Genomic DNA, 12948 nt, shown 5'->3' with positions numbered 1-12948 from the left:
CTGTATAGTTTATGTAGCGATATCCTACCCTGCGCACGAGTGCGCCAACCATGATTCTGGAGGAGCATGTACATCTCCACATATGAGGAGCTCCTGGCATTTTGCAAGCGCGCCGCGGCTTTTGATGCCGTAGCCATCGACACCGAGTTCTTGCGCGAGCGCACGTACCATGCACGTCTGTGCCTGGTGCAAGCCGCGACGCCCGAAGAGTGCGTGATCATCGACCCCATTGTTATCAAAGACCTTTCTCCCTTGGCGGAGCTGATGGGTGATGAGAGGGTTATTAAAGTGTTCCATGCCTGTTCGCAGGATATGGAGGTTCTTTACCACACGCTAGGCGTTCTTCCTGCTCCCATCTTTGACACACAGGTGGCTGCCGCTTTTTTGGGTGAGCGCATGCAGATGTCCTATAACGGTCTTGTGCATGCTTTTTGTGATGTTGATTTACCAAAAACCGAGTCGCTGACCGATTGGTCTCGTCGTCCTTTGAGCGATCTGCAGCTCGAGTATGCTGTGGATGACGTGCGCTACCTCATTGTGGCATACGGGGTCATTATGGATAGACTTGGGCAGCTTGGTCGCGTGTCGTGGGTGACCGATGAGATGCGCCCGCTCGCAAATATTGAGCACTACGTTGTCGACCACCGCCTTGCCTTCAAGCGCGTCAAGCGCATCAACTCTTGCACGCGTCGACAACTCGCCATCGCCCGCGAGCTCGCGGCATGGAGAGAGCGCCGTGCCGAGCGTCGCAACGTTCCGCGTAAGTGGATCATGTCGGACGAGGTTTTGGTTGCCTTGGTTAAGCGTGCGCCCAAGACCGTTGACGATTTCCGTCGTACACGCGGAACCGAGCAGCTTTCCGAGGCGGATGTTGACGCCGCTCTCGTCGCCATCGAGCGCGGGCGCAATTGTCCTTCCGATAAGCTTCCCTTCATCAGTCGCCCGCATCATACGCCCACGCCCGAGGTCGAAAGCGTTTGCGACCTCATGTACGCGCTCATGCGCCTGGTTTCCGAGCGCTCCGGCGTGGCGACTGCCATCATTGCGAGTCGCGATGAGTTGTTCTCCTATATGGAGCATCCCGAGCGCAGCCCGCTGCGCGATGGCTGGCGCTTCGAGCTTGTGGGTACGTTGCTTGACGACCTTTTGGCTGGCAATATGGGTCTGACCGTAAAAGACGGGTCTGTCGAGATTCTTTAGGTGATCAGCCAAAAGAGGTGCGCTCCGGTGGGGCGCACCTCTTTTCTTTTTGAGAAATTAGATAGTTAGACAAACGTCTAACTATTGGATATGATGCTGTTGAAGACGATTGGAAGGAGGCTCCGTGGTGGGAGAGGGATTCAAAGCGCTTGCGGACCCCACGCGACGGCGCATCTTAGAGTTGCTGCGCGGCAGCGACCTGACGGCGGGGGAGTTGGCTGAACATTTCGATATGAGCAAGCCCTCTTTGAGTCATCATCTGGCAACGCTTAAGAGCGCGGGCCTCGTGAGGGACGAGCGTCACGGGCAAAATATCGTATACAGCCTAAACACCACGGTCATGCAGGATTTGATTGGTTGGTTTATGGGGTTTGCAGACAATGGGGATGATGGGGATGAATAAGGAAACAAGGGACGTTCGTACTACGGGTGTATCGTTGCGCGTATGGATTGTCCTTATCGTTTTGTGTCTGGTTAACGTGGCGGCTCATCTCATCGTGATGCCGAGCTTGCCCGCGCAGATTCCTACACATTGGGGAGCTGATGGAGCCGTTGACGGCTGGGGTCCGCGCTGGATGGCCTCCGCGCTCGGTGCTCTGCCGCTGGCGTTTTTGGCGATGTTCTATGTGGTGCCACGTATCGACCCTAAAGGCGAGGCATATCGAACCTCGGGCAAGTTCTACCAGGGTTTTGTGATTGCTTTTACGCTGATTATGTGCGCTATCGGCTGGCTGTGCGAGCTGACGGTATGGGGCATCGTCCCTGCTCGCGGCGTGGTGAATGTGGCTGTTTCCACTGCTATCGGCCTTTTGTTCGTGGGCATTGGCAATTACTTGCCGCGCGTCAAGCAAAACTACACGATGGGTGTGAAGACGCCCTGGGCGCTTGCCGACCCCGATAACTGGCGCCGTACCCAACGCTTTGGCGGCAAGTGCTTTGTTGTTATGGGCCTTGGTATGGTTTTGCTGGGACTGGTGGCCCCACTGTTTTCGGATTCGATGGTCGTTGTCGGCATCGTCGTATTGGTCATGGGCGGCACTGCGGCTATGTATGCCTACTCGTACCTAGTGTGGCGCAATGCGAAAAGGCGGTCGCTGTGAAAGCGCGTCTTCAGCCGGCATCGCTACGCTTCGCACGCCAGAGCCCAAAGGACTGCTACGATAACGGCGGGCAGGAGGTTTGCGGTCTTGAATGTCCTGCCCCAGATGAGGTTCACGCCTACACAGAAGATGAGCATGGACCCTACGAGCGAGAGGTTGTCTAGCGCTCCCGCGGTCATGATGGGCTGGATAAAGCGTGCGAGCAGGGTGATTGTTCCCTGGAACACGCCTACTGGCAAGGCGGAGAAGATGGCGCCGCGCCCCATCGAGGCGGTCATGGCGCATACGATGATGCAGTCGAGGGCACCTTTGAGGGCAAGTGTGGACCAGTCGCCGAGGATGCCGTCTTGAATGGATCCCACGATGGCCATGGCTCCGATGCACACGGTGAGGGATGCTGTGACGAAGGCGTCTACAAACCCGCCTTCTGCTCCATTTGCAAAGCGGTCGCGCAGCCATTCACCGAGCCGCTCCATATGTCGCTCCAGATTGAGAGCCTCGCCCACGAGCGCTCCTGTCGCAAAAGAGACGATGATCATGGTCGATCCGGTGCTCGTAAGTTTCCCATCGCCGAAGATGAGCATCTTTTCCAATGCACCGGAAAGACCGATGAACAAAACGCAGAGAGCGGATGCTTTGAGCAGGGCATCTTGCACGCGAACGGTGATGAACTTTCCGCCAATGAGGCCGGCGGCACCTCCTGCGATAATGAGGGCGACGTTGATGAGGGTTCCCAGTCCGGGCACGAATGGCTTCCTTTCGCGTGGCTTTGCAGTTGCGACAAGCCATCAGGATACTCTCGATATGACAAGATGCGCATCACGCGCCGATGATTAACAAACCTGTCGGCGCGGTTTGCCTTTGAGCTTCGAGGGAATGGCTTCGCCGGCTTCATACGGTAGCGTATCTGTAGACGTGCCTGCGAAACTCAGGACCGTGAATCAACTCTGTTGCCCCGCGCCAACCCGTGGTCTTTCGGTAGGCGCGCAGGGCGCGGGCGGAGACGCTGACGGCGGCATGCGACAATACCTGGCGTAAGAAACATAAAACCCGAGCTAACGGAGTGAAAAATTGGCCGAGTTTATTTATTCTATGTGTCAGGCACGTAAGGCGCATGGCGATAAGGTCATTCTCGACGACGTGACCTTAAGCTTCTTCCCGGGCGCGAAGATCGGCGTCGTGGGTCCCAACGGCATGGGCAAGTCGACCCTGCTCAAGATCATGGCTGGCATCGAGGAGGTCTCCAACGGCGACGCCAAGCTCACCCCTGGCTATACCGTGGGCATCCTTCAGCAGGAGCCGCCGCTCGACGAGGATAAGACCGTTATCGAGAACGTGCGCATGGCGTTTGGCGACCTGATCGCCAAGGTCGATCGCTTTAACAAGATCGGCGAGGAGATGTGCGATCCCGAGTGCGATATGGATGCGCTCATGGCCGAGATGGCCACCTTGCAAGACGAGATCGACACCGCCGACGGCTGGGACATCGATTCCAAGCTCGGTCAGGCCATGGATGCCCTTCAGCTGCCTGATTCCGACATGCCCGTGAACGTCCTTTCTGGTGGCGAGCGCCGTCGTGTGGCGCTGTGCAAGCTGCTGCTTGAGGCTCCCGACCTGCTGCTGCTCGACGAGCCCACCAACCATCTGGACGCCGAGTCTATCTTGTGGCTCGAGCATTTCCTCCACAGCTATCCCGGCGCCGTGCTTGCCGTCACCCACGACCGTTACTTCTTGGATAACGTTGCCGAGTGGATCTGCGAGGTCGACCGCGGTCACCTGTATCCCTACAAGGGCAACTACTCCACCTACCTGGAGACCAAGGCCGCGCGCATCGAGGCGCAGGGCAACCGCGACGCCAAGCTTGCCAAGCGTATGAACGCCGAGCTTGAGTGGGTCCGTTCCTCTCCTAAGGCACGCCAGGCAAAGAACAAGGCCCGTCTTGCCCGATACGAGGAGATGGAGGCTGAGGCCCGTGCGAGCCAAAAGCTCGATTGGACCGACATTCGCATTCCCGTGGGCCCGCGTCTGGGCTCCAAGGTTCTTGAGGCTCATCACCTACATAGGGAGTTCGATGGCCGCGTGCTTATCGATGACCTCTCCTTCAGCCTGCCGCGCAACGGCATCGTCGGCGTGATCGGCCCTAACGGTGTGGGCAAGACGACGCTGTTCAAGACCATCGTGGGCCTTGAACCTCTGACTTTGGGCGAGCTGGAGATCGGCGAGACGGTCAAAATTTCCTATGTTGACCAGAACCGTGAGGGCATCGATCCCAACAAGAGCCTGTGGGAGGTTGTCTCGGACGGCCTCGATCGCATGATGGTGGGCGAGACCGAGGTTCCCAGCCGCGCCTATGTGGCGAGCTTTGGCTTTAAGGGTCAAGACCAGCAGAAGCGTGCCGGCGTACTTTCTGGCGGCGAGCGCAATCGCCTGAATCTTGCTCTTACCCTCAAGCAGGGCGGTAACCTGCTGTTGCTCGACGAGCCCACCAACGACCTGGACGTCGAGACGCTTTCCTCGCTCGAGGCGGCGCTCCTCGAGTTCCCGGGCTGCTCGGTTGTCATCAGCCATGACCGTATGTTCCTTGACCGTGTGGCTACGCACATCCTGGCCTGGGAGGGTACGGACGAAAATCCCGGCAACTGGTATTGGTTTGAGGGCAACTTCGAGTCCTACCAGGAAAATCGTGTGGCGCGCCTGGGCGAGGACGCTGCTCAGCCGCACCGCATCCATCGCAAGCTGACGCGCGACTAGGCTTCGGCAAGCCTGCCGTATCGACGATTTAGGCTTATCGCTTGAGTCAAAAACGCCTCGAATCCGTTTTGGATTCGAGGCGTTTTTTTGTTACAGCTCGGAGGCTTCGATTTGATCGATGACCCAAGTGGAACCTGGGGTATTGGGATGGCGTCGCAAGTGCACGATTGCCTCGTGACGTTTTCCGGTTTGGGTGTAGCGTAGGGCGAAAGACGCGCGGTTGCGGGTGGCGTCGATGGTGCCCCGCTCGCGGGCAATCCAGTAGTATTCGCCAGCGATACCCATGGCGTCTGCTCCAAAGGGAAGAAGCGACGCAAGCTCGAATAGGATATCGCCTGGGCAGAACACTTCGGTAGAGAAATCTACGGGATAGTCGGGGTATTGTGCTGCGGGATCGATAGGCTCCGGTGCGGGTGCGGGAGCCGGGGGCTCGACGGGTTGCGGCGCAGGTTTTGCTGCAGTGGCGGGCTCCGGTGCCTTTTCCGGGGCTTTCACAGGTTCGCTATCGTTTGCGGGCGTGTCATCCTTGACGGGCGCGAGATCGGAATCTTGTCCGTCAGAGCTTTGTTCGGCTGCGGATGCGTCCGCCATGGGATTCGATTCGATCGTGGTGACACCTGCGTTGGCGTTATCTGGGTCGTAGATAACAGTCAGTGAGATGGCGGGGAGGGAGTCGCTTTCCTGCTCTTCGACGGTTGGCCTCTCCTCGCCCTCTTCTGTCGTATTAATTTTGAGGGTATCGTCTTCGACCGGCTCGGCTACATCGGAATCCTCCTGTTCGCAGATGGTTTCTTCTGCCTGGGAGTCGGCATCATTGGCAGCCGCTTCGTCGAGGACGGCCGTTTCGGCCTGGGCTTGCGCGGCAGCTTCGACGGGAGTTTTTTCGATCGTCTCGATAGATTCGAGAATCTCGCGCTTGACGCGGCGCGGCTTCACCGCCTTGATCGACTTGTCGCCGCGTTTTTTCTTCCAGGACTTGCCGCTGGTATCTGCCTTTTTTTGCGGGGCAGCTAGAGCTTCGTCCCATGCGGGCTGAGCAATGACGGTCGCATAGATGCGACCTCCTTTGAAGACGGTGAGTTTGATGAAATCGTCTAACTCTTCCAGAAGTTCACGCGTGGATTCGAATCCAAGGTCCGCGGCGCCAAGGGACTCTTTTTCGAGGGCCTCTTCGACCTGGGTGAGAAATGTCTGCTTGCCGCAGCCGATGGCTTCGGAGAGCAGACGGTAGAGATAGATATGATTTCCGAGGGTAAGGGAGGTGTTCTGAGGCATATGAAATCCTAACCTGAGTCTGTCTGCAGGTTATGGCACCACCCACCCTATGGATTCAAACGCCTCAGATGGCGCTTTGCAGGCTATGCGGGCGTGCCGCTTGTCGTGTTGGTGTCACCTTTGGCTGAGTTTCCAGATGAGGGTTGGGAATCCGAGTCGCCTCCCTTATCGGTGCCGGATGTCTCGGAGTTGGAGGTACCGTTTGATGCGGTTCCACTGTTCCCGGTTGCGGAAGACGAGTCTTGGTTTTGACCGGTGCCGCTCGAGGGGGGTGGAGCTAGTAGATGCGTCGTTGCTTGCTGCGATGTCTTGACTGGTCGACGCGGCGGCATCGGCCTGCGGCGTCTCCGGCGTTTTGTCCGACTGCTCCTGGGCGGGCTCTGCCGCAGACCAGGGGGCGGGTACGCGCTCGCCCAGGCCTTCCCCTTCGGTGAGGGCAAGGATGATCGCCACGCTCAGAGCAACGGCGAGCACTGCCGTTCCAACAGAGAACATCACGACTTTGCGTTGGGTTGCCGCGCGTTCGGCCGCAGCGCGCGCCTGGAGCTTAGTGGGGGCGATGCGTGCCCCGTAGCGTGCGGGCTGACGATCGTAATAGCCCTGCGCGGCGCGCTCGCTGTAGCCATAGCCCGACACGTAGGCATTTGAAGGGCCGGGGTGTTGCGGTTCATGTTTGAGCTTCGCCGCTCCCGCTGAAAGGAAGTAGCGATAGATCTGCGAGCTCAGCACGGTCACGACGGAGCTTACTGCTGCGCCGATTACCGAGCCCGCGATGCCGATATGCGAGGCGAGCGCGACAGAGGTCGCAGCTGCTGCGGCGCCGGCGATAACCTGAGGGATGGAAAGTCCCTCGAGCAACTTCTCCTTAGGAGCAATCGCTTGGGTTTGTCCGATGAACTGTTCTTGTTCGCGCTGGTAAACACGGGTGCGACGGGTGTCGGTGTAGCGTTCTTGTGCATTATTGAGGGCCATGGCGGAATTCTCCTCCCGCGGCATAGGTGGTTCGTTTAGGGCTGCGTTTCGCGGTATGCGCGTGGCGCGCACTCGATTGTTGTACCCCGGGCCGCGTTTGTGAACGCGTTTGCTTGAGTCAACAGAAAGTGCCAACTCACGTTAAGAGGCTGTGTTGGTTTTGCATCGCTTCTGTGAGGGTTCGACTCCTGCGAGCATAGACGCGAGGTGCTCGCTTAACGATAAAAAAGCGCCCGGTTGTCGGGCGCTTGATCGCGTGGCCGCTATTCGACGGGTGGCATGGGCTCCCAGGAGGGGTCGGAGAGAATCTTTGCTCCATCTTTCCATCCGCGGCGCAGCGCGGGCACACCGGTTTTGAACGTCTTGTCTACAACGGCAAGGCGGATGAGCTCCTTGCAGAAGGTGGCAACATTGCCCAGGCGGAAGAGCACCGGATTGTAATCGCCGTAGAGCTTGAGATAGCGAGCGAGATAGGCGCGGTTGCGCATGATGTAGTAGCGGTTGGTATCGCTGGTGGAGTTGAGCTGGCGCTTGCCGGCGATGTCCCAGTTCGAGACCACGCGGGCGCGCTGCAGGATGAGGTCGGATACCACGGCGGCAGGGAAGTGCTTGCTGGCGAGATAGCCATAGCAGGCGTCGTCTCCATAGATGAAGAAACGCGCGTCGGGGTAGCCGATCTTTTGCACTACGCGACGGCTAAAGAGGCCACCTTCAAAGCAGAGCTGATTCATGGGCTTGCATCCGGCCTCTCCCAGGTTGGCGGGGGCTACCGGGTTGGGGATGCCCAGGGGCACAATGAGCTGATACTGCCAAAAGAAGGGGCCGCCATCGAAATCAAGGCGCGATCCTTGGATTGCGTCGTAGCGGTCGGTCCACTTAGCCAGGCGCGAGATTGCCTGGGGGATAACGAGCACATCGTCGTCCATGACCCAAAACCACTGGGCTCCCAGCTCATAGGCGCGCTTAACGCCGGCCGAGAAGCCACCGGCGCCGCCTGTGTTCTCAAGCTGCGGGGCGTAGACCACGCGATCTGCGCTTCCTTCGGCATCCGCCTCGTCACCGTGGCCCCAAAGGGCAAGGCAGCGCTCGTTGAATTCCGCCACCATCTGTTTGGTGGCGGGGGAGTTCTCGTTATCCACGATGACGATGCGCCAGGGGGCATCGTCGAGTGCGGCGATTGAATCAAAAAGGTTTGCGAGCATTTCTTGGCGCTTGTAGGTGACCACGACGAGCGCAAGACGCTCGATGGGCGATGCGGATGTGCCAGCTGTTTGGATTTCGCTCACGTTTGAAGACCTTTACGACGTCATTTCAGATGGATTCATTATAGAGTCCCTGCGGCATCTTGAGAAAAACCGCGCAATCCGATGATGTCTGAGAGGCGACGTCTCGCGCCGGCGTGTGCTTGGGCACGGCGGGGTATTATGGAACCAATCAATTTTGGCTCGAAAGGTGGCTTTGTGGACCAACACGCTCAACCGGTGCTATCGCTTCTGGTTCCCATCTATAACGTGGAGCGCTATCTTCGGCAGTGCCTCGATTCCGCTGCGACGCAGACGCTCGAGAACATCGAGATCATCTGCATCAATGACGGTTCTACCGATTCGAGCCCTGCGATTATCCGCGAGTACATGGAGCGCGACGCGCGCTTCGTCATGATCGACAAGGCCAACTCCGGATACGGCGACTCTATGAACCGGGGCCTCGACCAGGCGCGTGGCGAGTACGTTGGCATTTTGGAGTCGGACGATTTCATGGCTCCCGATGCGCTCGAGAAGCTGGTACATGTCGCGCGCACCCACGATGCCCAGATCGTCAAAGGAAACTTCGACCTCTATTGGTCGACGCCCGAGGAGCGCCGCGAGCTTTTTGAGATGTTTTCTCCCAATCGCTGTGGCAAGGTCGTGCGCCCCGCGGCGGATGCCTTTGCATTCCACCAGAAGCCTTCCATCTGGTCTGCCGTCTATCGGCGTGATTTTCTGGAAGATGGCAATATTCGTTTCCTCCCTACGCCGGGCGCCGCATTCCAGGATGCCTCCTTTACGTTCAAGGCGTTTGCCTTGGCGGACCGAGCGGTGTGGATCCACGATTCGATCCTCTCGTATCGTCAGGACAACGAAGGCTCCTCGGTCAACGCTTCCAACAAGGTCTTTTGCGTCAACGACGAATACGCCGAGATTGAGCGTTGGCTCTCGTGTGAGTATGCCGATCGTTGCGGTGAGGAGGAGGCGGCGCGCCTGGCGCGCATTTGCCAGGCGGTGAAGTACGACTCCTATATGTGGAGCTATGTGCGTCTAGCACCGCAGTTTCGCGTGATGTTCTTGGAGCGCATGGCGTCCGAGTTCAAGGCGGCGCTTGATGACCATACATTCGAGCTTGCCGACCTTAAGCCCTGGAAGCGTGCGAACCTGGAGAGCATCTTGAAAGATCCCGCTGCGTGGGCACGGGCAAACGAGCACTATGCGACTTCGGGCAAGTTTGGACGCGCGATGCATTATCTCAAGCTTGGGGGCCCTGGGCTCCTTCTTGCCTATGCAAAAAGTAGGTCGGACCATGAGTAGTTCGGCGTTGGCACCTGCCGTTTCCCTTATCGTTCCGGTTTATAAATCCGAAGCCACGCTCGGCGCGTGCCTGGATTCACTCCTTGTGCAGACCGAGGCCGATATTGAGATCATCTGCGTTAACGATGGCTCGCCCGATAACTGCGCGAACATCCTTGAGTCATACGCGTCTCGAGATGCGCGTATTTGTGTGATAACCCAGCAAAACCAAGGACTTTCCGCCGCGCGCAATGCGGGCATGGATGTCGCGCGCGGGCGCATCGTCGACTTTGTCGATTCCGACGATACCGTGTCGCCCGATCTTTGCCGGCGGCTTGTGGAGGTGTTCGATGCGACCGATGCCGACGCGGTGACGTTTGGCGCGGTATGCGAGCCCGAGGATCGTGCTTCAAAGCGTATCCGGCAGCTGCTCAGTCCTTCTGCGGCAACGTTCGATACTTTTGATGCTGTATTGCTCTTCTCTGCGAATGCCCAGCCTTATGCCTGGCGCACCGCTATAAGCCGTACGTTTATGGAGCGCGAGAAGATTCGCTTCTCGACGTGCCTGCGCTTTGCGGAGGATGTTCCGTATCAGTTCACCGTCTATCCGCTCAGCAAAAAGACGGTCCTTATTCCCGACAAGCTCTACCGTTATCGAATGACGGATGGGTCGCTCACCCATGTATATAACACCGAAGCGTCGCGCGTGCAAAAGGTTGAGCAGCATCTCTTGATGTTCGAAGTTATCTTTGACGAATGGCGTAAACGTGGCCTACTCGGGCTGTGTCCAGGCGAGATGGTTGCTTGGTGTCTGGACCTGACGCTGTTCGATCTGGTGCGCCTGCCGTCTGCAGAGGCGGATACGTGCGCGTTGCACCTATCGCGTTTGCTGCGCGACATCTACGGGGGGAAATGGTACACGCTTCCGCCCAAGGGGGCGCAGCGTCGTGCCGCCCTTGCGGTGGCGCAGAGCGCAGGGTCGGGGTTCGAGATGAGAAAGCGTGACCTGATTGCCTTTTTTGCTGCCACGCGCGGTGTGAAAACCTGCGTGGAACGTTTTATCTGACGCATCCGCTGCACGTTCAATGTGAGGGAGATTGACATGAAAGACGGGTTTGTTCGAGTTGCCGCGATGACGCCGGCGCTGCGTGTGGCAGATGTCGACTACAACGTCGATGCGTGCGTTGAGGCCGTGCGCGCGGCGAAAGCCCAGGTTGTGGTGCTTCCAGAGCTCGCTATCACCTCATATACCTGCGAGGATCTTTTTTTACAAGAGGTGCTGCTCGATGCCGCCGAGAAGGGCGTGGCCCGCTTGGCCGAAGAGACGGCAGACGTCGATTCCCTCGTGCTTGTGGGCGTGCCCGTGCGCGTGGCGGCGAAGCTCTACAACTGCGCCGCGGTGCTGTGCCATGGTGAGCTTTTGGGCCTTGTGCCCAAGCGGAATATCCCCATGTACGGTGAGTTCTACGAAGGCCGCCGCTTCTGTTGCGGCCCTACTTCGGTGAGCATGGTCCGTTTTGCCGGCTGCGATGAGGTTCCGTTTGGCACCGAGCAGCTTTTTGAGTGCGATACCATGCCGGGCCTTGTCGTTGCCGCAGAGATCTGCGAGGACCTTTGGGTTCCCAATCCTCCGAGCACCGATGCCGTTCGTGCAGGTGCCACGCTTGTCTGCAACCTCTCGGCTTCTAATGAGTTGGTGGGCAAGGCGGACTATCGTCGCAACCTGGTTGCCTCCACCAGCGCTCGCCTTATGTGCGCCTACGCTTACGCCAGTGCCGGCTGGGGCGAATCGACGCAGGACGTGGTCTATGGTGGCCACTGCTTGGTTGCCGAGAACGGTCGCATGCTGCGCGAGGCAGATCCCCTCAACGATATCGAGCTGATCCGTGCGGGGGAGGGGCATGCCGCTGTTGGCGCTACCGCCGTGGTTGACTTCGGCCTTTTGGCGGCAGAGCGTCGCCGCATGTCCACGTTCTCCGTCGAGGCGGATGCCTCGGGCTACGCGATCTCCTCGTTTGACCTTGATGTATGCGAGGTCTCGCTTGACGATCGATTTGTCGACCCGCATCCGTTCGTGCCGGCGGACCCCAGTCGCCGCGCGGAGCGTTGCGAGTCGATTTTTGCCATCCAAGCGCATGGTCTTGCCAAGCGCTTGGCGCACACGCATTCCCGTCGCGCGGTGATTGGCGTTTCCGGCGGTTTGGATTCCACGCTGGCGCTGCTGGTGTGTGCCCGCGCCTTTGACCTGCTGGGTCTTGACCGCAGCGGAATTCTCGCCATCACGATGCCGGGATTTGGAACAACCGACCGCACGCACGGCAACGCGACGGCTATGAGCCGGGCGCTTGGCTGCGAGCTGCGCGAGGTTAATATCGCCGCCGCAGTACGACAGCATTTCTTGGACATCGGGCATGACGAGTCCGACCACTCTGTCACGTACGAGAACGCACAGGCTCGCGAGCGCACTCAAATTCTCATGGATGTGGCTAATCGCGAGGGCGGCTTGGTGGTGGGTACCGGCGACCTTTCCGAGTTGGCCTTGGGTTGGGCAACCTACAACGCCGACCATATGAGCATGTACGGCGTCAATGCCGGTGTGCCCAAAACTCTCGTGCGTCATCTGGTGCACTATGTTGCCGACGAGGCGCGTGCTAAAGGCGATGAGGGTCTTGCCGCCGTTCTTCTTGATGTTCTTGACACTCCGGTTTCCCCGGAGCTTCTCCCTGCGACGGAAGGCGGCAAGATCTCGCAAAAGACCGAAGACCTTGTTGGTCCCTATGAGTTGCACGATTTCTTCCTGTATCAGGTACTGCGCTGTGGGTTTGCACCCAAAAAGGTGTATCGACTGGCGCTTGCCGCTTTTGATGGGCGCTATGCGGGCGGCGCTGATGCCGATGGCGCCTTCGTTGGTACCTATGATGCCGAGACCATCATGAAGTGGCTTAAGAAGTTCTACTGGCGCTTCTTCTCACAGCAGTTCAAGCGCAGCTGCCTGCCCGATGGCCCCAAGGTGGGCTCCGTTGCCGTGAGTCCGCGCGGGGACCTGCGCATGCCGAGCGACGCCGCGGTCGCGCTCTGGCAGGCGCAGCTTGAAACCCTGTAAGCGCTAA

General features: G+C 58.7%; 11 protein-coding genes. 7 read left to right on the top strand and 4 right to left on the bottom strand.

Features of this window, described 5'->3' with window-relative positions:
* The first annotated feature begins 66 nt into the window (after nt 1-66).
* The 3 genes from rnd (at nt 67) to HF320_RS06775 (ending at nt 2300) form a co-directional block, all read left to right on the top strand.
* The gene (gene rnd / locus HF320_RS06785) at nt 67-1200 is read left to right on the top strand and encodes a ribonuclease D (protein ID WP_169277649.1); all 1134 of its coding nucleotides are present in this window, start codon (nt 67-69) and stop codon (nt 1198-1200) included.
* A 124-nt stretch (nt 1201-1324) separates the two neighbouring features.
* Nucleotides 1325-1603: an autorepressor SdpR family transcription factor gene (locus tag HF320_RS06780; RefSeq protein WP_349290715.1), complete on the top strand. Its 279-nt coding sequence runs from the start codon at nt 1325-1327 to the stop codon at nt 1601-1603.
* The gene (locus tag HF320_RS06775; protein WP_169277648.1) at nt 1596-2300 is read left to right on the top strand and encodes an SdpI family protein; all 705 of its coding nucleotides are present in this window, start codon (nt 1596-1598) and stop codon (nt 2298-2300) included. The genes HF320_RS06780 and HF320_RS06775 overlap by 8 nt, the downstream gene beginning before the upstream one ends.
* Before the next feature lie 23 nt (nt 2301-2323).
* Here the strand turns inward: HF320_RS06775 and HF320_RS06770 are convergent, their stop codons facing one another.
* Nucleotides 2324-3046, bottom strand: a complete 723-nt coding sequence (locus HF320_RS06770; RefSeq protein WP_349290714.1) for a DUF554 domain-containing protein — start codon at nt 3044-3046, stop codon at nt 2324-2326.
* Nucleotides 3047-3371: 325 nt separating this feature from the next.
* On the opposite strand from HF320_RS06770, the gene ettA reads away from it, so the two are divergent.
* Entirely contained in the window at nt 3372-5051 is a 1680-nt protein-coding gene (gene ettA / locus HF320_RS06765; protein WP_169277647.1) for an energy-dependent translational throttle protein EttA, read from the top strand.
* Nucleotides 5052-5141: 90 nt separating this feature from the next.
* Here ettA and HF320_RS06760 read toward each other — a convergent pair whose 3' ends face one another.
* From HF320_RS06760 to HF320_RS06750, 3 genes are all read right to left on the bottom strand, one after another.
* Complete coding sequence (locus tag HF320_RS06760; protein ID WP_169277646.1) at nt 5142-6326, bottom strand: hypothetical protein; 1185 nt, start codon at nt 6324-6326, stop codon at nt 5142-5144.
* A 165-nt stretch (nt 6327-6491) separates the two neighbouring features.
* Nucleotides 6492-7298: a hypothetical protein gene (locus HF320_RS06755; RefSeq protein WP_169277645.1), complete on the bottom strand. Its 807-nt coding sequence runs from the start codon at nt 7296-7298 to the stop codon at nt 6492-6494.
* Nucleotides 7299-7561: 263 nt separating this feature from the next.
* Nucleotides 7562-8584 (bottom strand): glycosyltransferase, encoded by a 1023-nt coding sequence (locus HF320_RS06750; RefSeq protein WP_169277644.1) that lies wholly within the window; start codon nt 8582-8584, stop codon nt 7562-7564.
* 174 nt (nt 8585-8758) lie between these two features.
* Here HF320_RS06750 and HF320_RS06745 point away from each other — a divergent pair, with 174 nt between their 5' ends.
* Genes HF320_RS06745 through HF320_RS06735 form a run of 3 tightly spaced genes read left to right on the top strand, consistent with a single transcriptional unit; the run spans nt 8759 to nt 12941 of the window.
* Entirely contained in the window at nt 8759-9859 is a 1101-nt protein-coding gene (locus tag HF320_RS06745; RefSeq protein WP_169277643.1) for a glycosyltransferase, read from the top strand.
* Complete coding sequence (locus HF320_RS06740; protein WP_169277642.1) at nt 9852-10904, top strand: glycosyltransferase; 1053 nt, start codon at nt 9852-9854, stop codon at nt 10902-10904. Before HF320_RS06745 ends, HF320_RS06740 begins: the two co-directional genes overlap by 8 nt.
* A 36-nt stretch (nt 10905-10940) precedes the next feature.
* A complete protein-coding gene (locus HF320_RS06735) occupies nt 10941-12941 on the top strand; it encodes an NAD(+) synthase (protein WP_169277641.1) in 2001 nt (666 codons plus the stop codon).
* The last annotated feature ends 7 nt before the right edge of the window (nt 12942-12948 follow it).

Source organism: Collinsella acetigenes (genome assembly GCF_012844445.1).
GTDB lineage: Bacteria > Actinomycetota > Coriobacteriia > Coriobacteriales > Coriobacteriaceae > Collinsella > Collinsella acetigenes.
Note: the sequence above shows the minus strand (reverse complement) of the source record. Positions and strands in the feature narration are given on the sequence as shown.

Excerpts from the sequence above, each read along its gene's own strand:
- rnd (WP_169277649.1), top strand. The coding sequence starts at position 67 with ATGTACATCTCCACATATGAGGAGCTCCTGGCATTTTGCAAGCGCGCC.
- HF320_RS06775 (WP_169277648.1), top strand. The coding sequence starts at position 1,596 with ATGAATAAGGAAACAAGGGACGTTCGTACTACGGGTGTATCGTTGCGC.
- HF320_RS06760 (WP_169277646.1), bottom strand. The coding sequence starts at position 6,326 with ATGCCTCAGAACACCTCCCTTACCCTCGGAAATCATATCTATCTCTAC.
- HF320_RS06755 (WP_169277645.1), bottom strand. The coding sequence starts at position 7,298 with ATGGCCCTCAATAATGCACAAGAACGCTACACCGACACCCGTCGCACC.
- HF320_RS06740 (WP_169277642.1), top strand. The coding sequence starts at position 9,852 with ATGAGTAGTTCGGCGTTGGCACCTGCCGTTTCCCTTATCGTTCCGGTT.
- HF320_RS06735 (WP_169277641.1), top strand. The coding sequence starts at position 10,941 with ATGAAAGACGGGTTTGTTCGAGTTGCCGCGATGACGCCGGCGCTGCGT.